The sequence below is a fragment of the Amycolatopsis sp. A133 genome (genome assembly GCF_031082405.1).
Lineage (GTDB): Bacteria > Actinomycetota > Actinomycetes > Mycobacteriales > Pseudonocardiaceae > Amycolatopsis.
This window is the reverse complement of record NZ_JAVHJU010000076.1, coordinates 166492-188760: the sequence shown is the minus strand read 5'-3', so window position 1 is coordinate 188760 and position 22269 is coordinate 166492. Positions and strand designations below refer to the sequence as shown.

The 22269-nt window shown below is 73.7% G+C and carries 14 protein-coding genes and 1 pseudogene; all 15 read left to right on the top strand.

Features of this window, described 5'->3' with window-relative positions; translation table 11 throughout:
* The first annotated feature begins 92 nt into the window (after window positions 1-92).
* The 15 genes and pseudogenes from Q5425_RS44715 (at window position 93) to Q5425_RS44650 (ending at window position 22157) form a co-directional block, all read left to right on the top strand.
* Entirely contained in the window at window positions 93-422 is a 330-nt protein-coding gene (locus Q5425_RS44715; RefSeq protein ID WP_308678537.1) for a hypothetical protein, read from the top strand.
* A 39-nt stretch (window positions 423-461) separates the two neighbouring features.
* On the top strand, window positions 462-755 hold the full coding sequence (locus tag Q5425_RS44710) for a WXG100 family type VII secretion target (protein ID WP_308678536.1): 294 nt from the start codon (window positions 462-464) through the stop codon (window positions 753-755).
* 87 nt (window positions 756-842) lie between these two features.
* A complete protein-coding gene (locus Q5425_RS44705; RefSeq protein ID WP_308678535.1) occupies window positions 843-1301 on the top strand; it encodes a hypothetical protein in 459 nt (152 codons plus the stop codon).
* 89 nt (window positions 1302-1390) lie between these two features.
* Entirely contained in the window at window positions 1391-3934 is a 2544-nt protein-coding gene (locus Q5425_RS44700; RefSeq protein ID WP_308678534.1) for a large repetitive protein, read from the top strand.
* 3 nt (window positions 3935-3937) lie between these two features.
* Window positions 3938-5806 carry a hypothetical protein gene (locus Q5425_RS44695; protein WP_308678533.1) on the top strand — a complete coding sequence of 623 codons (1869 nt, stop codon included), beginning with the start codon at window positions 3938-3940 and terminating at the stop codon, window positions 5804-5806.
* Window positions 5807-5918: 112 nt separating this feature from the next.
* Window positions 5919-7337 carry a helix-turn-helix transcriptional regulator gene (locus tag Q5425_RS44690; protein WP_308678532.1) on the top strand — a complete coding sequence of 473 codons (1419 nt, stop codon included), beginning with the start codon at window positions 5919-5921 and terminating at the stop codon, window positions 7335-7337.
* A gap of 340 nt (window positions 7338-7677) precedes the next feature.
* Window positions 7678-9243 carry a DHA2 family efflux MFS transporter permease subunit gene (locus tag Q5425_RS44685; RefSeq protein WP_308678531.1) on the top strand — a complete coding sequence of 522 codons (1566 nt, stop codon included), beginning with the start codon at window positions 7678-7680 and terminating at the stop codon, window positions 9241-9243.
* 17 nt (window positions 9244-9260) lie between these two features.
* Window positions 9261-16268, top strand: coding sequence for an SDR family NAD(P)-dependent oxidoreductase (locus tag Q5425_RS44680; protein ID WP_308678530.1), 7008 nt, complete (start codon window positions 9261-9263; stop codon window positions 16266-16268).
* Window positions 16265-17206: an LLM class F420-dependent oxidoreductase gene (locus tag Q5425_RS44675; RefSeq protein WP_308678529.1), complete on the top strand. Its 942-nt coding sequence runs from the start codon at window positions 16265-16267 to the stop codon at window positions 17204-17206. Before Q5425_RS44680 ends, Q5425_RS44675 begins: the two co-directional genes overlap by 4 nt.
* A 10-nt stretch (window positions 17207-17216) precedes the next feature.
* Entirely contained in the window at window positions 17217-18464 is a 1248-nt protein-coding gene (locus Q5425_RS44670) for an FAD-dependent monooxygenase (protein ID WP_308678528.1), read from the top strand.
* Complete coding sequence (locus Q5425_RS44665) at window positions 18461-19414, top strand: glycosyl hydrolase (RefSeq protein WP_308678527.1); 954 nt, start codon at window positions 18461-18463, stop codon at window positions 19412-19414. Before Q5425_RS44670 ends, Q5425_RS44665 begins: the two co-directional genes overlap by 4 nt.
* Before the next feature lie 314 nt (window positions 19415-19728).
* A pseudogene (locus Q5425_RS45985) lies at window positions 19729-20196 on the top strand (hypothetical protein); the annotation flags it as partial.
* A 106-nt stretch (window positions 20197-20302) separates the two neighbouring features.
* Complete coding sequence (locus Q5425_RS44660) at window positions 20303-20572, top strand: hypothetical protein (protein WP_308678526.1); 270 nt, start codon at window positions 20303-20305, stop codon at window positions 20570-20572.
* A gap of 113 nt (window positions 20573-20685) precedes the next feature.
* Window positions 20686-21507: a helix-turn-helix domain-containing protein gene (locus Q5425_RS44655; RefSeq protein WP_308678737.1), complete on the top strand. Its 822-nt coding sequence runs from the start codon at window positions 20686-20688 to the stop codon at window positions 21505-21507.
* 68 nt (window positions 21508-21575) lie between these two features.
* Window positions 21576-22157 (top strand): dihydrofolate reductase family protein, encoded by a 582-nt coding sequence (locus Q5425_RS44650; RefSeq protein ID WP_308678525.1) that lies wholly within the window; start codon window positions 21576-21578, stop codon window positions 22155-22157.
* Window positions 22158-22269 lie beyond the last annotated feature (112 nt).

Here is a 22269-nt window from a genome sequence, read left to right as displayed (position 1 = left end):
GCCCGCGGTAATTACCCTCGAATCGTGGTCGTGCTACTGCAGGAAACGTAGCGCTCACCAAAGTCGTAGCACTCATCGCAGGAGGACTCGAAGTGTCGCATTCCACCCAGCTCAACGCGCAGACCATCAACCAGCAGGCCAGCAGGCACGACGAGACGGCCGACAACATCAGCCAGCAGCTCGACACGCTGAAGTCGCAGATCGAGGCCACGCTGGCGGCCAGCCCCAGCGCCGCCACGCGCGCGCTGAGCACGACCACCGACCGCTGGGTCGAATCGGTGCGCAAGTCGGTGCTCGACCACATGCACGCGATGGGCGAGAACATGCGCCGCGAGGCGAACAACCAGGACGCGATGGACTCCGAATCCATGCAGGCGATCCTCAACGTGCCCATGGAGACCGGCAACTTCCTCGGCGTCTGAGCACCGCCACCCCGAACACCGACCGAAAAGGAGACTTGAATGTCCGACGGTACGATCACTTACGACTACCCCGTCATCGAAGAGTGCATCTCGATGATGGTCAGCAAGGCCAACGAAATCGAGAACCAGGCGGGCGACCTGGAATCCGACGTCAAGCGGATCATGGTCGACTGGAAGGGCACGACGGCCGACGCCTACAACCAGCTGGCCAACGACCTCCGCTCGGACATCGAAGCGAACAAGTCCAACCTGGACAGCCTGCGCAAGTCGCTGGAGGACGCGGCCGAGCGCATGAAGCAGGCCGACTCCAGCGGTGCCAAGGGCATGCACTAGCCCGCTCGGTGTGCCGGGCGTTTCCCGCCCGGCACACCGCGGCCCCCCGCCGCCCCCGGCGGCCCTCGTGGAAAGCAAGGAGTTGCCGTGTCGACGAAGTTCGATGCCGAAGCCATCAAGACCGCCGCGGGCAAGATCGGTGGTCTCATGGACGACATGAGCGCCTTCGAGGCGCTCAAGCACCACTGGCCCAACGCGGGCAAGTTCAAGCTCGCCGTGTGGCTGGAGCGGGTCGTGGACGACCGCCGCAACGCGATCGTCGCGCACGCCGAGCACCTCAAGCTCGCTTTCGACGAAATGGAGAAGAAGCTCAACGGGATCGCGACGAACTTCCAGAACGCCGACGGCGACAACGCCCAGGCGATCAGCAAGGCCATGTCCGAACTCGAGGGCGCGGTCGTCGGCGCGGTCCACACGTTCGACGGCAAAACCGAAACCGAGCAGCACAACTACACGCCGGACACCCAGCACACCGGCTTCAGCTACAACCGCCCGACCGACGGTGACGGGTACAACGACAACCTGAACGACCAGGTCACCACCTGAAGTCCCGCGCCCGGCGAGCGCCGGGCCGGTCCGCGTGAACCCCGCGTCCGCCGGCCCGGCGGCCGGCCGGCCAGAAAAGGATCTCCGTCATGCCCGATTCCCCAGGCGCGCCGCTGGTCGGTCAGTACTCGGGGGCCGCGCCCACGCTGGACCCGGCCTTCTTCTCCACTTTGGACTCGATCGAGTCCGTCGTCAGCGACCTCGTCTACAACGCGGACGGCTCCAAGGCGGGGGCGAGCAAGTCCACCGTCGCCGAAGCGTGGTACGCGATCGAGAAGGACGTGAAAAGCGCGGAAAAGGCGCTCGCCACCGTCAACGAGAACTTCGCCAAGCAGATCAAGGCCGTCAAGGACGCCCTGGAGGGAACCGCGGGCGAGGCGTTCGGGAAGTACGCCACCGCGATCCTCAAGACCAGTGAAGAAGTCTACGACACCCTGATGAAGAAGCAGTTCGGAACGACGATGGGCAACGTCGGCCACGCCGTCCAGTCCTTCGCGGACAGCTGGTGGCAGATCCACACCGCGTCGACGTCGACGCGGACGCAGCTGACGAACTCGATCGTCACGACCGCGCAGACGCAGGTCGCCGCGGCGCAGACCAGCCAGCAGGTGACGAACATCTACGCGCAGGTCACCACCGACCTCAACACCATGAAGACCAACATGGACACGGCCCTGCTGAAGGACCTGCAGAACGCGCTGGGAGCGCTCGGCGGGCAGTACAACAGCCGCGCGGCGGACCTCGTGCCGCTCTACATCTCCGACGGGGACACGACCACCGCCGCGCCCCAGGGCAGTGTGCAGCAGCGGATCGGGGCCGGGCTGGACCCGAACGCGAAGCCGTCCGAGACCCCGACACTGCAGCCGACGGTGGAGAACTCGCAGCTGAACTCGCAGTCCGCCACGCCGACGACGAACACCCCGCAGCAGAACGCCTACGCCGGGGTGAACCCGGCCACGCCGGGGGAGACGACCCAGGGCCAGGGAACGCCGCTGCAGGCGGGGCCGCTGAAGCCGGCGTACGAGTCCGTCAAGCCGGGCGAGACGCCGGGTGATCCGCAGGCGACGCCGGGTGCGGGGCAGGAAGGCGCACCCGGCCTGGGCCGGATGACCCCGGAGCAGCAGCAGGCCCTCGCGGGGGCGAAGCAGGCCGCGGGCGACGCGATCGACGGCCTGACCGCGCAGACAACCGATCCGGCCCGGCAGCAGGCGCTGCAGGACGCCAAGCAGGCCGCGCAGGGAGCGATCGACGGGCTCACCGGCCAGCCGTCGGCGACCGGGCCCGGCAGCCCGGCGGACACGCCGTCCCCGGGTGCGGTGGGCGGGATCGACCCCACCGCCCAGCAGGCGCTGACCGATGCGAAGAACGCGGCGGGCAAAGCGATCGACGGTCTCGCCGGGAAGACGGACGACCCGAAGCGCAAGAAGGCACTGGAAGACGCGAAGAAGGCCGCGGAGGACGCCATCGACGGGCTCGGCAGCCCGGCGGACGCGCCGGGGCAGCTGACCGGCGGCCCGGCCGAAGAGGGCATCGAAGCGGCGAAGGACGCGGCCGGCAAGGCGATCGACGACCTGGCCGAGCCGGGCGACTCCGAGGCCCGGAAACAGGCGCTGGAGGACGCCAAGCAGGCCGCCTCCGACGCGCTCGACGGCCTGGGCGACCCGGAGGCGACCGACGGGCCCGGCGCCGCCGACCCGCAGGAGCGCGCCGGCCTGCTCGACGCCAAGCACGAAGCGCAGAAGGCGATCGACGACCTCATCGGCCAGACCGACGACCCCGAACGCAAGCAGGCGCTCGAGGACGCCAAGGCCGCGATGAGCGACGCGATCGACAAAGCCGCCGCTCCCGAGCACTTCCAGCAGGTCCAGGACGCGAAGAACGCCGCGGACAAGGCGATCGACGGCCTGGGCGCCGCCGGGGACGACCCGCAGCGCCGGCACGCCCTCGACGCGGCCAAGGCCGCGGCGGACAAGGCGATCGGGGAGCTCAACGACACCCCGGAGCTGAGCGGCCCCGAGCACGACCAAGCCGTGCAGCACGCGAAGGACGAGGCCGCCAAGGCGATCGACGCCCTGTGCCAGCCCGACGACACCCCCGCCGAGCGGCAGGCGCTCGCCAACGCGAAGGACGCGGTGAACAAGGCCATCGACGGCATCGGGGGGACCGACGGCACCTCCGCCCTCCACGACTTCCTCAAGCCGGGTGAACCGCAGTTCAAGGCGCCGCAGGGCGGCCTGGGCGGCGGTGCCGGTGGCGGCCCCGGGGGCGGCCCCGGCCTGCCCGCGACATCGGCGGGACCGGTCACCGGCGGCGGCGCGACCACCGGGCTGGGTGGCCCCCTCGCCGGCGAAGGACCCGCCCCGGGCAAGTTCGACACGCAGCCGTTCCAGGGCGGCGGCGTCAACACCCAGGGCGGCCCCCTCGCACCGGCCGCGTCCGCGCAAGCCCCGGCGGCCCCCGGCGCGGCCGGCGCCCCGATGGGGCCCATGGGCGGGATGGGCGGCATGGGCGGTGGCGGCGGCGCCCAGGGCGAAAAGGAGCGAGAGCCGCAGATCTGGATGCAGGCCGAGCAGGGTGCGTGGGGCGGCGAGGACAGCGACGAGCCGCGCAGCCACGTGCTGGGCAGGAACTGAGCGGTGGGCGCACCCGAACCGCCGCCGGTCCTCGACCCCGACCTGCAGACCCTGACGTTCGACCAGCTCGCCCAGCTGGTCGAGGAGGTGAGCCCGGACGCGTTCTACGAGCGCGCCGCGGCGTTCGACACCGCGATGGCGCGGTTCGAGCAGCTGCAGGACGACCTCGGCGCCCAGACCCGCCACCTGTGGGAAGCGTGGTCCGGCCGGATCGCGGAGGCGTTCGACGAGGTCGTCCGCGAGGTGTCCGGCCGCACCGGAGCCGTCGTGCACGCCATGGCGGACCCCGGCTACGGAGCGGTGCTGCGCCGCGCCGGGGACGCGCTGACCCAGGCCCGCCAGCGCGTGCACGACCTGCGCGCGCAGAACCGCCAGGGCGACCTCGAGGCCGCCCGCCAGGTGCTCTACGACCTCGGCACGGCGTACCGGGACCTGGTTGCGGTGCTGACCCCGGTGCCGGGCGCGGGCACCGAGGTGCCGTCGACGTCGAACCCGCCGGGTGGTGTGCCGGCCGGTGGCGAGCCGCAGACCGGGCCCGGGTGGCGGCCGTCCGGTCAGGAGCAGTACCCGAGCGGCGGCGGAGCGGCCGGCGGCGGGTTCGCGCCGTCGGCGGCGTTGGCGCACCCGGGCGTGCAGGGCCGGATCGCGCGGGCCGCCGGGGTGGAGCCGGGGTCTGCCCCGGCGGCGCCGTCCGGGGGTGCGGTGGTGCTCGGCCGCACGGTGGCTCCGGCTCCGGCCGCGGGGTCTGCGCAGGCGGAGACGGACGCGGTGGCGGCGGCGGTGCTGGGACGGCCGTCGGTGGGGAGGAAGGAGACCGCTCGTCCAGGCCGGGGGAGGCGCAAGGAGGTGCTCGGGGAGAAGTCCGACGGGTGCGCGCCGGAGCCCGGCCGCGACGACGAGCCCGCGTCGGCGACGGAGAAGGTGCCCACGACTTCTGCGCCGGAAGGTGAGCACGCGCGGGAAGCGGCGCCGCGGGCCGCGAAGACCATCGAGGCCGTGGCGGAGCCGACCGCCCACGCAGCTCCGGTGACGGCCGCGGCACCGGCCGGCCACGGGGCAGCGAGCACGGCCTCGGCACCGCTTGCGGAGGTGGCTCCGTCCGAGCACGTGGCCCCGAAGGTGGCTTCGGCGCCGGCTGTTCATGCGGCCGCCGCACCGGCCGGTCACCCGGCTCCGGGCGTGGCTTCTGCACCTGCCGGTCACCTGGCTCCGGCCTCGGCTTCGGCTGCGCAGGTGGCTCCGGCCGTCCACGGGGCCTCGGTGACCGCGCCCGGGGTTCCGGCCGCCCCGGCGCCCGGCACCCCGGCTGCCCCCGCGCTGCCGGCGACCGCGCCCGCGGCACCGGCGTTCCCCGCCACTCCCACTGCGGCGGGGCCCGCTTTTCCCACGGCACCGGCCGCGTCGGGGCACGGGCCGCTTCCCGGGTCGCCGTCGCCGGGCGGGTTCGGGGGGCACGAGCCCGCTGCCGGGGTGCCGCGCGGGCCCGGTGCCTTGCCCGCTTCGCCGGCGTTCCAGCCGGTCAGCGGAAGTCTCGACGCCACGGCCGCGGGGGTGCCGCCCGTGGGACCGGGGGTGCCCGGCTCGCCGCGGGTGGCCGGGGACCACTCCGCCGCCGGCGGGTACCTGGGGTCGGCGTTCCCCGGCGCGGCCGGGCAGGAGCCGGAGCGGGAACGCGATCCGGCGAAGTTCCTCGAGGTCGAGCCGGGGGCCTGGACCTCCGGTGCGGACGGGGCGCCGGTCCTCGGCCGTCCGGTCGCCGCACCGCCGCCCGCCGGACCGGTGCCGGCCGAGGTCGCCGAGCTCGAAAGGCTCAAGGATCCCGAAGAGCTGAAGCGCGTGCTGGGCCGCCTTGGGCGCCGTGACGAAGAGTAGTGGATCACCGGTTGGGGTGAATTCGCGGTGTGGTGGCGGCCGGGCGGGCGGGAGCGCCGGATAAAATCGGGTCACCCGCTTCGTTCGTGGCCGGGGCGTGAACGGGGGTGGCATGCGGGAACCGGGCGAGTCCGAGGACGCCGGGCGCATCCAGCGTGCGCTCGAGAACGCCCGCACCGAACGGGACCGCCTCGGTGACCTCGGGCGGTGGAGCGAAGCCGACGAAGCCGTGCTGGTGACCTTGCGTGACGTCCTCGCGGCGGCCTCGCACGACATCATCGGAACGGACCTCGGCGGGCTGGTCTACGTCGCGGGCAGTCCCCGGCCCGGGCACGCCCGGCTGAAGGGCAACTGGGGGCCGGTGCCGCCCGACCGGCTGCACGCGACCTGCGCGATGCTGCTGGTCAACCGCGGCCGGGAGCCGAAGACCGTGGTCGAGCTGGCGCACCGGGCGCTGGAGTCCTTCGCTTGGCGCGACCTCGGGACGTTCTGGTACGCCGTGCTCGCGCTCGCCTACGCCGACGACATCGCCGCCGCCGGCCACCACCTCGAGCGGGCGATGGCGCGGTCGGGCTGGTCCGGCCCGCACCCGCACAGCTCCGCGCTCACGGCGCTGCGCGCGCGGGTCGCGGCGCTCGGCGGCGAGCCCCGGCGGGCCTGGCAGCTGCTCGACGCCGCCCTGCGGCAGGGAGTGGTCGAGCAGTTCCACGAGGTCGCCGTCGCCTGGGCGATCGCGGCGCTGGTGGACCTCGGCGACCTCGACCGCGCCGAAGACCTCCTGCTGGAGCACGGGTTCGCCAACGCGCTCGACGGCGTCGTCGACCGCGCGGAGGTGCTGGCGGCCCGCGGCGCGCTGCGGGAGGCCACCGGACGCGCGCAGCCGGCCTACGAGGACTGGACCGCCTGCGGAAGGGAACTCGCGGGCTGGGGCGTGACGAATCCGGCGGTGCTGCCGTGGCGGTCCCAGGCGGCGCTGTGCGCCGCGGCGGCCGACCGGCGCAGCCTGGCGCTTTCGCTGGCCAACGAAGAGCTGTTCCACGCCCAGCGCTGGGGCACGCCGCAGGCGGTCGGGTCCGCGCTGCGGGCGGTCGCGCTGGTGTCCGACGAGGACCGGGACGTCAAGCTGCTCAAGGAAGCCGCCGACCACCTGGCGCGCAGCAACGCCCGCGGCACCCTGCTGCGAGCCCGGTACGAACTCGGCGTCAAGCTCAGCGTGCGCGCCGGCGACGAAGACGGGCGCCCGGCGCTGAGAGCCGCCCGCGAGACCGCGGCGGCGATGAACAGCGAAGCGTGGGTGCACCGCATCGACGCGGCCCTGCGCCGCTGGGCGGGCGAGGACGCCGACGCGAAACTGACCGCCCAGGAGCTCAAGGTACTGAACCTCGCCCGCGCCGGCCTCGCCAACAAGGCCATCGCGGCGCGGCTGCACCTGGGCACCAGCACGGTGGAGTTCCACCTGTCGAACGGCTACCGCAAGCTGGGCATCTCCGGCCGCGGCGAGCTGCCGTCGCTGATGATGCCGGTGTGGTGACGGGCTTCCGGCCGCGGGCGTAGCGTCCTTCGGCTCGCGGAAGCTGGCCGCGTGTGCGCGGCGGGGCTGTTGGTCGCGTTGTGCCCTGCGGCCGCGGTGAGCTGCCGTCGTTGATGCCGGTGTGGTGACGGGTTTCCGGTCGCGGGCCTGATCGGGCAGACCCGCTCGACGAACTGACGGTGCCGCGCGGGCGGCGATCGCCAATCGCCGTCGGGCGGAGTTAGTTTCTGGGCAAGCCTTTTCCGCCGCGGCGGCCACCGGGTGCGGCACCGATCGTGCCCACCGGCCGGCCGTCCGGCGAGTGATCCCGTGTCGGCCCCTTTCCCGGAGGACACGACCCATGACGACGAGCCCGGTCCGGCCGTGGGCGGCGCTTTCCGCGCTGTGCCTCGGTTTCTTCATGATCCTGCTGGACACCACCATCGTTTCGGTCGCCATCCCGGCCATGCTGCGCGGCCTGGGCGCGAGCCTCAACGCGGTCGTCTGGGTGGTCAGCGTCTACCTGCTGACCTACGCGGTCCCGATGCTGTTCACCAGCCGGCTCGGCGATCGGTTCGGCCCCAAGCGGGTGTTCCTCGCCGGCCTCATCGTGTTCACCCTCGCTTCGCTGTGGTGCGGTCTCGCCGGTGACGTCCAGACGCTCATCGCGGCCCGCGCCGTGCAGGGACTCGGCGCCGCGCTGCTGACCCCGCAGACGCTCGCGTTCGTCAGCCACCTGTTCGCCCCCGCCGGACGCGGTCCGGCGATGGGGGTGTGGGCCGCCGTGGCCGGGCTGGCCACGATCGCCGGGCCGCTGCTCGGCGGCGTGCTCGTCCAGCACCTGGGCTGGGAATGGATCTTCTTCGTCAACGTCCCGCTCGGCCTCGCCACCCTGGTGCTGACCTGGTGGCTGGTGCCCGACTGGCAGCCGAAGCACGCCCATTCGTTCGACGTCGCCGGTGTTCTGCTCTCCGGCGCCGGGTTGTTCCTCCTCGTCTTCGGTGTCCAAAACGGGCAACAGCGCGGCTGGGGTGCCGGCGTGTTCGGGACCCTCGGGCTGGGTGTGGTGCTGCTGGGCGCGTTTGTGCTCTGGCAGCGCGCCAACCGCCGCGAACCCCTGGTGCCGCTGCGGATCTTCGGTGACCGCGACTTCTCGGCGGGCACGCTCGCCTGGGCGGCCGTCGGCTTCGCGATGACCGGGATGTTCCTGCCGCTGGTGATCTACCTGCAGTCGGTGCTGGAGCTGACGCCCTCGGCGACCGGTCTGCTCACCACGCCGATGTCCGTGCTGACCGCCGCGCTGGGGCCGGTCGCCGGCCGCGCCGCGGCCAAGGTCGGCGGCAAGCGCCTGGTGGTGACCGGCCTGCTCGCGCTGGCGGCCGGGGTCGGCGTCTTGGCGCTGCAGGCGGCCCCGGCCACCGAACCGTGGACGCTGCTGCCCGCGTTGCTGCTGTGCGGCCTGGGTTTCGGCCTCGTCCTCGCGCCGATGAGCACCGTGGCCCTCGGCTCGGTCGAGCCGCGGCTGGCCGGCACCGCGTCCGGTGTCTTCAACACCGCGCGCCAGGTCGGCGGCGTGCTCGGCAGCGCGGCGGTCGGTGTCCTGCTGCAGGCGCGGATCTCGGCCTCGATCACCGGTGCGGCCGGTGCCGCCGCGGCGACGCTGCCGGAGCAGTTCCGCGTGCCCTTCATCGAAAGCGTGACCGCGTCGGCCGGTGCGCCCGCGGCCGGCCCGGTTCCCGGGCCCGGCCTGCCGGGCGAGCTCGCGGTCCGGACCATCCACATCGGACTCAGCGAGGCGGCGGGCGAAACGTTGCTGCTGCCGCTGGCCGTGCTGCTCTTGGGCGCCCTCGCCGCGACGGCGATGCGCCGCACCGTCCCGGTGGTCGAAGAGACCGCCGGAAAAACCCCTCCCCGCCGCCCCCGGTAGTCAAGGAGTTCACGCGCATGGCAGCCTCCGCACCACGCACCGCCGAGCCCGTCGCGATCGTCGGCATCGGATGCCGCTTCCCCGGCGGGGTCGCGGATCCGCTGGGGTTCTGGCACCTGATCGAGTCGGCCACCGACGCCATCACCGACATCCCGGGCGACCGGTGGCGCGCGAACGACTTCTTCGACGAAGACCGCGCGACACCGGGCCGGATGTTCGTGCGCCAGGGCGGGTTCCTGCGCACGCCGGTCGACGCCTTCGACGCCGGGTTCTTCGGCATGTCCCCGCGCGAGGCCGCCGCGCTCGACCCCCAGCAGCGGCTGCTGCTCGAAGTCACCTGGGAGTCCTTCGAGGACGCCGGCATCCCGCCGAGCACCACCGCGGCCGCGAACATCGGGGTCTACATCGGCGGTTTCACCTTCGACTCGGCGACGCTGCAGCTGGCCGAGTCCAACCAGCACCTGGTCAGCTCGGCCACCCCGACCGGGGTCAGCATGACCATGCTGGCGGCCCGGCTGTCGTACGCCTTCGACTGGCGCGGCCCGGCGTTCACCCTCGACACCGCCTGCTCGTCTTCGCTGGTGGCGCTGCACCAGGCCTGCACCGCGCTCGCGCAGGGCGACTGCGACCTCGCGGTGGCGGGCGGGGTGAACGTCATGGTGAACCCGGCCACCACCATCCTGATGTCCAAGGGCCAGTTCCTCTCACCCGACGCCCGGTGCAAGTCCTTCGACCACCGGGCCAACGGTTACGCCCGCGGTGAGGGCGCCGGCGTCCTGGTGCTGAAGCCGCTGTCGGCGGCGGTGCGCGACGGCGACCGCATCCACGCCGTCGTGCGGGGCACCGCGACGAACCAGGACGGCCGCACGCCCGGCATCACCGTGCCGCGGGTGGAGTCGCAGCGGGTGCTCATCGAGCGCGCCTGCCGGGTCGGCGGCGTCGACCCGGCTTCGATCGGCTACTTCGAAGCGCACGGCACCGGCACCGCCGCGGGCGACCCGGTCGAGGCGACCGCCATCGGCGAGGTGCTCGGCGATTCCGCCGGCCCGCACTGGCTGGGGTCGGTCAAGTCGAACTTCGGGCACACCGAGGCCGCGGCCGGCGTGGCCGGGGTGATCAAGGCGGCACTGTGCCTGCAGCGCGGGGTCATCCCGCCGAACCTGCACTTCGAGAAGCCGAACCCGCGCATCCCGTTCGACCGCCTGCCGATCCGGGTGCCCACCGAGGCGGTCCCGTTCCCGGAGCGGCCGGAGCCGAGGCGGGCCGGGGTCAACTCCTTCGGCTTCGGCGGGACCAACGCGCACGCCATCCTCGAACAGTGGCCCGCCGAGGCCGCCGGGCCGGCCGGGACCGACGACGGCCGCCCGGTGCTGCTGCCGCTGTCGGCGCGCAGCCCGGAAGCCCTGCAGTCGCTGGTGGAGTCCTACGCGAGCCTGCTCGAACAACCGGCCGTGCCGCCGCTGCGCCAGATCGCCCGTGCGGCCTCGCGCCGGCGTGACCACCACCCGATGCGGACGTTCGTCGTCGCCGCCGAGCCCGCGGAAGCCGCGGAGAAGCTGCGCGCCCTCACGCCGGCCCCGACCCGCGTGACGCGCCCGGCGATCGCCTTCGTCTACACCGGGATGGGTCCGCAGTGGTGGGGGATGGGCCGCGAGCTGCTGGAGACGGAGCCGCGCTTCGCGGAAGTGGTCGCCGCCTGCGACGAGGTGCTCGCCCGCCACGGCCTGTCCATCGCGGACGAGTTGCGCCGCCCCGAGCCCGACTCCCGGCTGACCGAGACGCTCTACGCCCAGGTTGCCAACTTCGTCGTCCAGGCGGGACTGACCGCGCTGTGGCGCGAGCGGGGCATCGAGCCCGCGGTGATCGTCGGGCACAGCGTGGGCGAGGTGGCCGCGGCGTACGCGGCCGGCGTCTACACCCTCGAAGACGCGCTCACGGTGAGCTTTCACCGCGCGAACCTGCAGGCCCGCCTGGCCGGGCGCGGCGCGATGGCGGCGGTCGGCCTGCCCGCCGCGGAGGTGGCGCCGCACCTGGTCGACGGCGTGGGCATCGCCGCGATCAACAGCACCCACGCCACGACGATCGCCGGGGACCGCGAAGCCCTCGAAACGGTGACTGCCGCGCTGACCGAGCTGCTGAGCGCGTCGGTGAAGCCGCTGCGGGTCGAGGTCGCCTACCACAGCCCGCAGATGGACGAGATCCGCGAACCGCTGCTCGCCGCGCTGGCCGGGATCCGCCCGCGCCGCGCCGAGGTCCCGCTGTTCTCGACGGTGACCGGCGACCACGTCGAAGGCCCCGAACTCGACGCCGCGTACTGGTGGGGCAACGTCCGGCAGCCGGTGCGGTTCGCCGACGCGTTCGGCAAGGTGCTCACCCGGGGCGTCGGCGCCGTGCTGGAGGTCGGGCCGCACCCCGTGCTGGCTTCGGCGATCGACGAGGCGCTCGCCGGCCGCGCGGACACCGTCGCCCGGCTGGCGTCGCTGCGCCGCGACCGCCCGCAGCGCGAGCAGCTCACCGAAACCCTGGGCCTGCTGTACGAGGCCGGGGCCGAGCCGGACTGGGACCGCGTGCACCCGGGCCCGCGCGAGCACCTGGACCTGCCCCGCTACCCGTGGCACCGGGAACGGCACTGGATCGAGTCGGCCGCGTCCCGGCAGCGGCGGCTGGGCCACGACGGCCTGCGGCTGAGCGGCCGTCCCGTGCCGTCGGTCACCCCGGTCCGCGACGTCGAGCTGTCCGCGGCCGCGTTCCCGTACCTGGCCGACCACAAGGTGGGCGAGTCGGTGGTCTTCCCCGGCTCCGGCTACCTCGAAGCCGCGCTGGCCGCCTTCCCGGACGACGCCCCGTGCGTCCTCGAAGACGTCGTCTTCCACCGGCCGTTCGCGCCGGCGCCCTCGTCGGTCCCGACGCTGCGCGTGGGGCACGACCCGGCGCGGCAGCTGGTCACCCTGCACAGCCGCAGCGGCCCCGACGACACCGGCTGGACGCTGCACGCCGAGCTCCGCCGCGCCCACGTCGCCAAGGCCCGCCCCGCGGAACCGCACCCCCGGACCCTCGCCGAACTCACCGAAGGACTGCCGGAACTCGGCCACGACGACGTGTACGCGCGGCTCGGCGGCAGCGGGCTGAACTACGGGCCGGCGTTCCGCGTCGTGCAGCGCCTGTGGTGGCGCACGGAAACGCGCGAGGTCTTCGGCGAGCTGCGGCTCGACACCGTCGAACAGGCGGGCCACCGGCTGCACCCGGTGCTGCTCGACGGCGCGCTGCAGGCCGCCATCACCGGCGCGCACCTGCTCGGCGGCGGCGTCGAGGCCGGCACGTACGTGCCGGCCCGGATCGACGCGCTGAAGTTCTTCCGCTCCCCGGGCACCCGCCTGTGGATCCACGGCCGGGGCCGCGACGGCAGCGCTCCGGGAACCATCGAATGCGACCTGACCCTGGTGACCGACGACGGCGAAGTCGTCGCCCGGGTCGAGGGCCTGCGGGCCAGCCGGCTGGTCGAAGCGGAGGAGCCGGCGGCGAAGCTCGCCTACCGGCACGCCTGGCAGCCCGAACCGCTGGAGCGGGCCGGCGGCGCGGAAGGCCGCTGGATCGTCGTGGGCTCGTCGGCCACCGCGGACGCCGTCGCCGGCGAGCTGGCCGGCGCGGACGCCGAGGTCGTCCGCGCGGACCCGGCCCGCGACCGGTGGCTCGACGACGTGCTCGCCGCCGTCTCAAGGGGCTGCCGCGGCGTCGTCTACGTCGAGGGCGCCCAAGACGACCACGCGCCCGCGTGCGAACCGGTGGCGGCGCCGCTGCGGCTGGTCCAGGAGCTCCCGGCCGAGTCCGGGACGTTGTTCCTGGTGACCACGGGCGCGCAGAGCGTCTCCGCCGAAGACCCGACGACCGCCCCGGCGGCCGCGGCGCTGTGGGGCTTCGGGCGGGTCGTCTCCGCCGAACGCCCGGAGCTGCGTTGTCGCCTTGTCGACCTCGCCCCGGGCGACGGCATCCTGGCCGCGCTGCTCACCGAGCTCACCCAGGACAGCCTCGAGGAGGTCGCCCTGCGCGCCGGCGGCCGATACGTCCGGCGGCTGCTGCCGGCCGGGGAGGGCTCCGGGTTCGACCACGTCCGCACGAGCACCGACCGCACGCCGGTGCGGCTGCGCCCGGCCGGGCTGGCGGGTGGCGACCTCGGGTTCGTCGCGGCCACCCGCCGTCCGCCGGGGCCGGGGGAGGTCGAAGTGGCGGTCTCGCACGCCGGCCTCAACTTCAAGGACGTCCTCAAGCAGACCGGCCTGATCTCCCCGCACGCCATCGAGGGCAGCCACTCCGGGACGACGCTCGGGCTGGAGTGCTCGGGCACCGTCGTCGGCGTCGGTGAAGGGGTGCCGGACCTGCGCGCCGGGGACGAGGTGTTCGCGCACAGCCGCGACCTGTTCGCCTCCCACGTGACGCTGGAGGCGTTCCGCGTGGTGAAGAAGCCCGAAGTGCTGTCGGGCGCCGAAGCCGCGTCGCTGCTGCCGGTGGTCACCGCGCACCTGTCGTTGGTGCGGCTGGCGAACCTGCGGCCCGGCGAACGCGTGCTGGTCCACTCGGCCGCCGGTGGCGTCGGCCTGGCCGCCGCGCGGATCGCGCGGTGGCTCGGCGCCGAGGTGTTCGTCACCGCGGGCAGCGAACCGCGGCGGGAAGTCCTGCGCCGCGAGGGGTTCACCCGCATCGCCGACTCCCGGTCGACGTCCTTCGCCGACGACGTGCTCGGCTGGACCGGCGGCGCCGGCGTCGACGTCATCGTCAGCTCCCTGCCCGCCGACATGATCCACCACAGCCTCCGCGCACTGGGCACCTTCGGCCGCTTCGTCGAGCTGGGCAAGCCCGGCGACGTCGCCGACCACGCCGTCCGGCTGGCCTCCGCGCGGCGGGCGCTGTCGTTCCACTCCTTCGACTACGACCAGATGATGGCGCTGCGCCCGGACGACGTCCGGGCGAGCATGCGCGCGGTCGCCGACCTGTACGAGCAGGGCGCCATCGCCCCGCTGCCGTGCACGGAGTACCCGGCCGCCGAGGTGGGCGAGGCCTTCCGCGCGATGGCGCGGCCCGAGCACCACGGCAAGATCGTCGTGCGGCTCGGCGGCGAGCCGGTGGCCGTCCCGGCGGCGTCGCTGCCCGGCTCGCCGGTGCGCCCCGACGTCACCTACCTCATCACCGGCGGCCTCGGCGGTCTCGGCCGCGCGGTGGCGCGCCGGCTCGCCGACCGGGGCGCCCGGTACCTGGTCCTCGCGGGCCGCCACGGCGTCACGTCGTCCGCCGCGGCGCAGGACGTGGCCGAGCTGACCGCGCGCGGGGTCAAGGTGCGGATCCACAAGGCCGACGTCGGCGACCGCGAACAGGTGCGCTCGCTGCTGGAGCGGGTGCGGGCCTTCCTGCCGCCGCTCGGCGGGATCGTGCACGGTGCGGCCGACTTCGACGACGTGGTGCTCTCGGACACCGACCCGGCCCGGCTCGTGCGGGCCACCCGGCCGAAGGCCGACGGCGCCTGGCACCTGCACCGGGAGACGCAGACCGACAAGCTCGACTTCTTCGTGCTGTTCTCCTCGGTCGCGGCGCAGCTGGGCGCGCTCGGGGCGGGCGCCTACGCGACGGCGAACGAGTACCTCAACGGCCTGGCCCGCCACCGGCACGCACTGGGCCTGCCCGCGACCGCCATCGGCTGGGGGATGATCGACGAGGTCGGCGTCGCGGTCAGCCGTGACGGCCACGTCGGCAACGTCCTGCGCCGCAACGGCCACCGCGGCATGTCGCCGGCCCGGCTCGTCACCGAACTGGAGACGCTGCTGCGCACCGCCCCGGCCGAGGTGTCGGTGGCCGACGTCGACTGGCCGCGCTGGGCCCGCGCCAACCGGCAGCTGGCCTCGCTGCCGAAGTTCCGCGCGGTCGTGCCGGAAGGGGCCGCGGACGGCGACGGCGACTCCGGCGGCGAAGAGTCGGTCGCGCTGCGGCTCAAGCAGGCGGACCCGGCCGAGCGCACGGCCATGCTGCCCGCCCTGGTCACCCCGTTGCTGCAGCGCACGACCGGCCTCGGCGAGCAGCAGCTCGCCGAGCAGCAGGCCGTCGACGTCGACTCGCTGACCGCGGTGGAACTGCGGGTGCTGCTCCAGAAGCAGCTCGGCGTGGCCGTTCCGGCGGCGCGGCTGCAGCGCAGCCTCAGCGTCGACGTGCTCAGCGGCCTGCTCGCGGACGAGCTGGACCGCGCCCGGCCGGCGGCGCCGGGGACGCAGCTCACCGTCCACGAAATCACCTCGGCCGACGGCACGGTGGTCTACGGCCACCTGAGCCTGCCCGAGGGCCCCGGCCCGCACCCGGCGGTGGTCGTCTGCCTGCCGGGGCACGGCGGGGTGCTCGACGACCACGGCGAGTACCGGCACACGAGCGAGCACGCGCCGCTGACCGCGGCCGGGTTCGCGGTGTTCTCCGTCGACCAGCGGGGTGCACCGGGGCACGGGCCCGAATTCCGCGCGCTGGCGCGGATCGGCGCCGAGGACATCGACGACGTCGTCGCGGCGGCCCGGCACCTCGCCGGGCTCCCCGAGATCGACGAGCGGCGCATCGGGATCCTGGGCACCAGCCGCGGCGCGTACTCCGCGCTCCTGGCCGTGGAGCGCGCGCCCGGCCTGTGGCAGCGAGCGGTGCTGCTCATGGGCTTCTACGACCCGGTCCGGTTCGTGCTGGCCGACCAGGCGCGGCCGGGTTCCCTGCTGCCCCCGAGCGACCCGGCCGCGATCGAGGAGTACTTCTCCTCGCCCAGCCGGCAGCCGCTGGGCGCGCTCGGCGACGTGACCGTGCCGCTGCTGGTCGTGCACGGCGACGCCGACCCGGTGGCCGAACTCACCGAGTCCGAGGAGCTGGCCGCCGCTGCGCGCGAAGCGGGAGTGCCCGCGGAACTGGTCGTGGTGCCGGGAATGGCGCACGACACCGGCCACAAGGACGCGGCCTGGACCGGTCTGTGGCCCCGGATCACCCACTTCCTCCAGGAGGACGGCACCCGATGAAGTACAGCATCTTCCTGCCCACGGGCTTCGCCCGCGAGTTCGCCGGCTTCACCGACCCGATCGCGGTGACCGCGCGGCTGGTGGAGCTGGCCAAGCTGGCCGACGACGCCGGGTACCGGGCGCTGCTCGCGCCCGACCACCTCACCACGGTCCAGCCGTCGACCGACATGGTCTTCGAGGCCTGGACCCTGATCACCGCGCTGGCGCGGGAAACCACCACCGTGCGGATCGGCCACCTGGTCACCGCGAACGGCTACCGCAACCCCGCGCTGCAGGCGAAGATGGCGTCCACAGTGGACGTCCTGGCCGGCGGCCGGCTGGACTTCGGCATCGGCGCGGGCTGGCTGGAGCCCGACCACCGGCAGTACGGCTACGACTTCGGCACCACCGGCGAGCGGCTGCGCCGGCTGGAGGAGGCCCTGCAGGTCATCCTGGCCCTGTGGACGGAGCCGAAGGCGACTTTCGAAGGCCGCTACTACCGCATCGAGGACGCGGTCAACGAGCCCAAGGGCGTGCAGCGCCCGCACATCCCGCTGATGATCGCCGGGGCGGGGGAGAAGCGGACGCTGCGGCTGGTGGCCCGCTACGGCGACGCCTGCAACATCATGGACTCGCCCGAGGTGGCCCGGCACAAGTTCGCCGTGCTGCGCGGGCATTGCGAGGACGTCGGACGCGACTACGCGGCGATCACCCGCACGGTCACCACCCCCTGCATCATCCGGGACACCGACGCCGAAGCGCGGGCGCTGATCCCGCTCGCGTCCAAGTTCGTCTTCCCCGGTGACGTCGGGTCCTACGGCCTCGTCGGCTCGCTCGACACGGTCCGCCGCCGCATCGCCGCGTTCGAGGAGGCCGGGGTGCAGGAACTGATCGTCTACTTCGAGGACCCGACCAGCACCGCGCAGGTCGCCGAGTTCGCCCGCCTCTTCGTCGACTAGGGGAAGACCAATGACCGAATCCGGAACCGGACGGGTGCTCGTCGTCGGGATGGGCGTCAGCGGGATCGCCACCGCGGTGCGGCTGCGCCGGGCAGGGTGGCGGCCCGTGCTCGTCGAGCGGGCGCCGGGCCGCCGCTCCGACGGCTACTTCATCGTCCTGTTCGACGCGGGCAAGGCAGCTGCCGCCCGGCTCGGGCTGCTGGCGGCCGTCCACGACCGGGCGACCACAACACCGAAGCTCGACATCGAGCGCGACGGCGCCGCCCGGCCGGGAATGTCCTTTTCGGACTTACCCGGCCGGCCGTGGACCATGCTGCGCGGCGACATCGAGAAGGCGGCCTTCTCGGTCCTGCCCGACGACGTCGAGATCCGCTACTCGACGGTGCCCACCGCCATCGAGCAGGACGACGACGGCGTCGACGTCACGCTGCTCGACACCGTGGCGGGAACGTCGGTCACCGAGCGGTTCGACCTGGTCGTCGGCGCGGACGGGCTGCGCTCGACGGTCCGCTCCCTGGTGTTCGGCCCGCACGAGCGGTACCTGCGGCGGATGGGGTACATGGTCGCCGCCTACCGGTTCGACGGCACCCCGGCCGGGCTCGTCCCCGGCCAGGCGGTGACGCTGCTCGAGCCGGGCCGGTCCATGTGGGTCTTCGCCTACCGCGACCACGACCCGACGGTGCTGATCACCTACCGCACCGACGACGTCGACGCGGAGTTCCGCCGTCCCCCGGCCGAGCGGCTGCGCGAGGTCTTCGGCCCGCAACCGCCGGGCACCACGCTCGAGGACGTCCTGCGCGCGGCCGCGACCGCGGACACCGTCCTGTTCGACTCGGCCGAGCAGGTCCGGATGGACACCTGGCACACCGGGCGTGTGGTCCTGCTCGGCGACGCCGCCTGGTGCGTCACCCTCTACGCCGGCATGGGTGTTTCGTCGGGCCTCACCGGCGCCGAGCTGCTCGGGACCATGCTCGAACGCCACCCCGGCGACATCGGCACCGCGCTGACGGAGTGGGAGCGCGCGCTGCGGCCCTACGTCGGCCACTACCTCGACGGCGCGGCCGCCGACCGGAAGGTCTTCGTGGTGAACAGCAAGGCGGAGATCCGGTTCCGCCGCGCGGTGCCCTGGCTGCGCCGCTTCCGCCTCGGCCGGCGCGTGGTCAACCGGCTGGTGCGCATCGACGAAATCGCCAGGTACAAGAACGCCGACATCGTCGGCGAGGTGCTGAGCGGCTTGCGGGAAGGGAGCCGGGTGTGACGGCCGGGCGCGTACTGGAGAGAATCGGCTCGGCACTGGGGCTGGTGGCGGTGCTGGCGGCGACTGTGGTCGCCTGTTCGGCCGTCGGGGAAGCACCGGCGGCACCGCCGCCGGGTCCGGCCGCCCACATCCTGGTCCCCGAGCGAGGTGCCCTGCTGGGCCACTACTACGGTTCGGGGACCATCGCGGAGACCGACGCCCGGATCGGCCGCAAACCGGCGGTCCACCTTGCGTACTACGGCTGGGCGGACGACTGGGTCGCGGCCGGGGCCACCCGCGCCGACCTCGCCGGCGGCCGGATCCCGCTGATCAACTGGGGACCGTTCGGCGTCTCCTTCGACGACCTCGCGGCCGGCGAGCTGGACGACACCGTCGAAGCGCGCGCCGACGGCGTCAAGACGCTCGGTGCCAAGGTGATCGTGGACTTCGCGGCCGAGATGAACGAGGAAGAGGGCTGGGGCGGGCATTCGCCGGCGAAGTACATCGCCGCGTACCGGCACATCCACGACGTGTTCGCGGCCCGCGGGGTGACGAACGTCGTGTGGGCCTGGTGCCCGAACAACACCGACACCCCCGGCGCACCCCCGGCGACGGCCTACTACCCGGGCGACGAGTACGTCGACTGGACCGGCGTGGACGGGTACAACTGGGGCACATCCGAAGCCGGCTTCGGCTGGCAGAGCTTCGAAGAGGTGTTCGCGGACAGCTACGGCAAGCTCGCCGCGCTGCGCAAGCCGATCATCATCGGTGAAATGGCATCCGACGAAACCGGCGGGGACAAGGCGCGCTGGGTGGGAGACGTCGTTCCCGCGTTGCAGCGGAGGTTCCCGCTCGTCAAGGCGGTGGTGTGGTTCGACGTCGAGAAGGAGCGGCGGTGGCAGATCACCTCGTCGGTGCCGTCGCTGGCGGCCTATCAGCGCATGGCGAAGGATCCGTACTTCAACCCGTGACGCCCGCGGGCCGGCGCCGAGGCCGGGTCTCGGAGTAGCACGACGTCGGCGTTCCCGCTCCTCCGGGGGTTCCCAGGGGCACCGGTCAGGACTGACCCGGGACCGACCTCGACGAACGTCCGGACCCCGGCGGCGTACATCGCGTTCACCTGGTCGGCGAACCGCACCGCGGACACCGGCTGCCGGGCGATCCGCTCGGCGATCTCCCTCGGTGCGGACGGGTAGGCGGTGGCATCGGAGTTGGCGTACCGTACACCGGCACTTCCGGGGTGGTGAGAGCCAAACCGCGGACGCGGTCGCCCCACGGCCGGGCCATGCCCTGGACGAGCGGGCTGTGGAAGGCCGCCGACAGTCCAGCGGGCGCGCGCGGACGCCGCGTTCGGCCAACCGGCGCGCCAGGGCGGCGAGGGACCGGCGGCCGCCGGAGACCACCACCTGCTCGGGTGCGTTGTGGTTCGCCGGCCACAGATCGCGCGACCCAGCGCGCGTATCGCGTTCTCGACGGCCGAGGCCGGGGCCGGCACGGCGAGCATGCCACCGGGTTCACGGGCCGCGTCGCGCATCAGCTCGCCGCGCCGCCGCGCCAAGCGCGCTACTGCCCGCACGGCCGGGGCGGCGCGGCGCCGTCGATCGACACCGCGAGGCACGGCCTGATCGAGGCCCGGCACCCCGACCACCGGCACTACCGGCGGATCCTGGTCGTCCCGACGCTGCTCGACGCGCTCGAAGACGCCTCGGCGTGGCACGACACGCCGTACGGGCGGGCGTCGGCCGGCTGGTTCCGCTCGAAGGACCTCGTGCGGTTCGAGCTCGAGGTGCCGCCCGACACCCGGGCCACCGTCCGGAGCCGAGCACGAGGTCGGCAGCGGCACGCACACCTGGACCGAGGTGCACCCACGCGGGCGCCGCACGCGGACCGGACTCGGACTCGACAGCGACCTCGCCACCGTCATCGACGAAGTCGAGGCCTATCAGGCCGTCCTGGCGGCGATCGGCTCCCTCGATCCCGGCCGTGGCGCCGCGTTCCGCCGCACGACCAGGTGGCTGCCGGGACGCCGGCTGCGCGATCCGCTGAGCCACCCGCCCCTCGCAATCGTGGAAGCCAGCAAAAAGGCGCCGGCCGCCCTCCCGGAGGGGGACCTCGGGACCACGGGGTGAGCGGCCTGCCCGGTCCCGGGGAGTCTGCTCGGCGTATTCGCCGCGCAGCGGATCCCGGCGCGCGATCCCGGCGGGGCGTCGGCGATGCTGTGGGCGTGGAGTACGTGTCCAGAGTGCCGCGACCGCCGCTGGACGGGCTGATCGACGACCTCTACTACCTGGAGGGTGCGCCGCCGTACGCCCGGCTGACGCTGCCGCCCGCGCCGTCGGCGCTGCTCATCGTCAACCTCGGGGCGCCGTTCCGCATCCGCGGCGGCACCGACCTCGAGGCGACCGAGTACGCCGACGGCTGCGTGGTCACCATGCCCACCCGTGCGTGGGAGTTCGGCTACCCGCTCCCGACCCGGTCCGTCGGCGTGCACGTCAAGCCGTGGGGGCTGGCGCCGTTCCTGCCGATGCCCGCGGCCGAGCTGTGTGACCGGCCGGTGACGGTGGAGCAGGTGTGGGGCCGGGCCGCCACCGCGTCGCTGCGAGACCGGCTGGCCACGGCGGCCGGACCACACGCGATGCTGACGCTGCTCGAGGAGGAGCTGAGGCGACGGCTGCGCGAGATCGCCGGCCTGGGGCTGGTCCGCCACACGAGCAGCGTCCTCGCGGCGGCCGGCGGGGCGGCGGCGATCGGCGACCTGAACGCGGCAGCCGGGGTCAGCAGCACTCATCTGGCCCGGCGGTTCAAGGAGCTCATCGGCGTCACGCCGAAGCGGCTGGCCCGCACCTACCGCTTCACCGCCACCGTGTTCGCGATCGACCCCGCCGGCCCGATCGACTGGGGCGACCTCGCCGGTGGCGCGGGCTACTTCGACCAGGCCCACTTCGGCCACGAGTTCCGGGCGTTCACCGGGCTCACGCCGACCCGGTACGTGGAAGTCCGGCGGCGGTTCCTGCGCGAACACCCCGGCCACGCGCTGGACGGCTGGCCGCTGCCCGCCGATTGATTTCTTACAAGAGCGACCCCCTCACGGCACGCTAGCTTGAGGCCACCCCCGAAGCAGAGGAGAGCCCCGTGGGCAAGGTGGTCATGTACAGCTCGGTGTCGGTGGACGGCTTCGTCGCGGACGAGAACGACCAGCCCGGACTGCTGTTCGACTGGTTGTCCAACGGTGACGTCCCGTTGGACGACAGCGGCGTCTTGAAGGTGTCGCAGACGTCCTACGACCACACCCGGCCGTACTGGGACGAAATCGGGGTGACGATCGCCGGCCGCCACGTCTTCGACCTGACGGACGGCTGGGACGGGAAGCCCCCGGGCGGGATCGACCACGTGGTCGTCGTGACGCACCGGCCGCCGCCCGAGGGCTGGGACCCCGCGGCGCCGTTCCACTTCGTCGACGGCGTCGAGGCGGCCGTGGCGAAGGCGCAGGAGCTCGCGGGTGACCGCACGGTCGAGGTCGCCGCCGGCGACGTCGGTGGCCAGGTGCTCGCCGCGGGCCTGGTCGACGAGGTGCGCATGGACGTCGTCCCCGTCGTGCTCGGGTCCGGCAAGCGCTACTTCGGGTCGGTCCACGCGCAGCACCTGCTGGAGGATCCGGACGCGGTGGTCCAGGGCGACCGGGTGCTTCACCTGCGCTATCGGGTGCGCCGATGACCGAGCTCGTGAGCGGTGCCGCGCAGCTCGTCCCACCGGCCACCGGTGGCCCCGGTCCGGTGCTGCACGTGCCGTCGCCGATCGGTCGTTCACCCGGCGGGGCGAGATCGCA

What these genes read in the sequence shown, in the direction of transcription:
- Q5425_RS44710 (WP_308678536.1), top strand. Translation starts at nt 462, where the DNA reads ATGTCCGACGGTACGATCACTTACGACTACCCCGTCATCGAAGAGTGC.
- Q5425_RS44700 (WP_308678534.1), top strand. Translation starts at nt 1,391, where the DNA reads ATGCCCGATTCCCCAGGCGCGCCGCTGGTCGGTCAGTACTCGGGGGCC.
- Q5425_RS44690 (WP_308678532.1), top strand. Translation starts at nt 5,919, where the DNA reads ATGCGGGAACCGGGCGAGTCCGAGGACGCCGGGCGCATCCAGCGTGCG.
- Q5425_RS44685 (WP_308678531.1), top strand. Translation starts at nt 7,678, where the DNA reads ATGACGACGAGCCCGGTCCGGCCGTGGGCGGCGCTTTCCGCGCTGTGC.
- Q5425_RS44680 (WP_308678530.1), top strand. Translation starts at nt 9,261, where the DNA reads ATGGCAGCCTCCGCACCACGCACCGCCGAGCCCGTCGCGATCGTCGGC.
- Q5425_RS44675 (WP_308678529.1), top strand. Translation starts at nt 16,265, where the DNA reads ATGAAGTACAGCATCTTCCTGCCCACGGGCTTCGCCCGCGAGTTCGCC.
- Q5425_RS44670 (WP_308678528.1), top strand. Translation starts at nt 17,217, where the DNA reads ATGACCGAATCCGGAACCGGACGGGTGCTCGTCGTCGGGATGGGCGTC.